Origin of the sequence: Microcoleus sp. S36b_A4 (genome assembly GCF_036700645.1) — a bacterium.
GTDB lineage: Bacteria > Cyanobacteriota > Cyanobacteriia > Cyanobacteriales > Microcoleaceae > Microcoleus.
The window spans coordinates 1-2,149 of the sequence record NZ_JAUBPI010000203.1; the positions used below are offsets into that span (position 1 = coordinate 1).

Sequence of the window (2,149 nt, forward strand, 5' to 3'; positions counted from 1 at the left end):
CCTAGGTTGAGCACTGAACTCTCAGATTGATGAAGGTGCAAGTCCTTCCCGCAAGATTCATGCGTGACTCCTTATCTGCTCACACCGACCAAGCTCAATTCTTGGAGAGTGAAGCTGGGAACAGGGCACAATCAGACGGCTGTTATGGGCTGACACTGGTGCTAACAGGGAGTTCCTACGGTGAAACCGAGCCTAAAAAAGTAACTTACACCTAGGCAGGGCATAACTTAAAAAACCCTGACCTCATCAGAGCTAAAGCCCGACGCATCATTTCCACAATAGCGTCCAGAATCTTGGGTTTCTGATAGTTAAATTGGCTACACCTAACGGAACAATCAATCATCTGAGGGAACGAATAAAAACGACTTGAGAGTCATGGATACGTCGATTTCCATGTAGGTAAGATGAGATACGGAACTCTCTCAAGACGGGTAGGATGCGAAGTAATTTTCGCAAGGTATTCAGAAAACACTCAACAGAGCAGAGCATGATTAGACACAGTAGTAATACCAGTGAATCTTGGAAGAATCTACCGTGGAAGAAGTTCCGCAAAGATTTATTTCGCCTACAAAAGAGAGTGTTCAAAGCGGTTCAAGCAGGAAACAAGCGGAAAGCGCAGTCTCTGCAAAGACTTATTCTGAAATCCAAAGCTGCTAGATTCCTAGCAATTCGACAAGTAACACAGCTAAACGCTGGCAAGAAAACAGCAGGTGTTGACGGTGTAAAATCTCTCGGCTTTACAGGACGTTTCTACCTAGAAACAATACTTAAAGAGTCGGCAGGTAATTGGCATCATCAAGGACTACGGGAAATCCCAATCCCAAAAAAGGACGGGACAACCAGAATGCTAAAAATCCCAACTATCGCGGATAGAGCTTGGCAATGCCTCGCTAAATACGCTTTAGAACCAGCACACGAAGCAACATTCCATGCTTACAGCTACGGGTTCAGAGCCGGACGCTCCGCGCACGATGCACAGAAAATCCTGTTCAACAATCTAAGAAGCTACTGTAATGGAATGGAAAAACGAGTGATCGAACTCGACATAGAAAAATGCTTCGACAGGATTAGTCACACCACCATAATGGACAACTTAATTGCGCCCAAAGGTATCAAGCTCGGAATCTTCCGATGCCTAAAAGCTGGGGTCAACCCCGATTTCCCGGAACAAGGAACTCCTCAAGGTGGGGTGGTGAGTCCCCTATTAGCCAACATCGCTCTTAACGGGATTGAAAGTATTCACAGATACCATAAGGATGGATTTAGAATAACTGGCAAAACCCCAGCGTCAAACATTGTCGAAACATCAATCCGTTATGCGGATGATATGGTGATAATGCTTAGACCTCAAGACGATGCAGTCAAAATACTTGCCGAAATTGATAATTTTTTAGCAGCTAGAGGAATGATGGTAAGTGCTAAGAAGACCAAGATTACCGCTACGACAGATGGATTCGACTTTCTCGGCTGGCACTTCAAAGTGTTAAGCGACGGAAGATTTAAAAGCTACCCCTCAGTGGATAATTTTAAAAAGTTCCGTTTGAAGGTAAAGAACATCGTTAATTGCTCGAATTATGGTTCTAAGGTAAAAGCCGAAAAGCTAGCACCAATAGTTAGAGGATGGAGAAATTACCATAGGTTCTGTGATATGTCAGGAGCAAGGTTTTCACTTTGGTTCTTAAATCACAGAACATACACGGTATTTAACAAGGAATCCAAAAATACCAGAGAATCAAGCGTTAAGCTTGTTAAGAAGGCATTTCCAACGGTTCCTTACTCCGAAAACAAACACATCTCCGTCAAAGGGGATAAATCGCCCTATGACGGAGATTTAACTTATTGGAGCAAACGCAATAGTAAGTTATACGATGATTTGACCTCTAAAGCCCTTAAAAAGCAAAACCATTCATGCGGTCATTGTGGGATGAAATTTATGAGCGACGAGCGAGTAAATCTACATCACATCGACGAGAATCATGATAACTGGAAACCTAAAAATCTTCTAGCAATCCACGAATCCTGTCATGACTACTCACACATGAGCAAAAGGGTCACTCCCTAAGAATATCGGGAGCTGGATGCACGGAAACTGGCACGTCCAGTTCTAACTGAGAGGTGCTGGGGATAATACCCCACATCGACTCAACCA

At 43.7% G+C, this 2,149-nt stretch carries 2 protein-coding genes; both read left to right on the forward strand.

Annotated features, from left to right (window positions below; all coding sequences use genetic code 11):
• Positions 1-59 precede the first annotated feature (59 nt).
• Positions 60-215, forward strand: coding sequence for a hypothetical protein (locus tag QUA03_RS28755; protein WP_333050788.1), 156 nt, complete (start codon positions 60-62; stop codon positions 213-215).
• A 272-nt stretch (positions 216-487) separates the two neighbouring features.
• Positions 488-2,062 carry a reverse transcriptase domain-containing protein gene (locus QUA03_RS28760; protein WP_333217116.1) on the forward strand — a complete coding sequence of 525 codons (1,575 nt, stop codon included), beginning with the start codon at positions 488-490 and terminating at the stop codon, positions 2,060-2,062.
• The last annotated feature ends 87 nt before the right edge of the window (positions 2,063-2,149 follow it).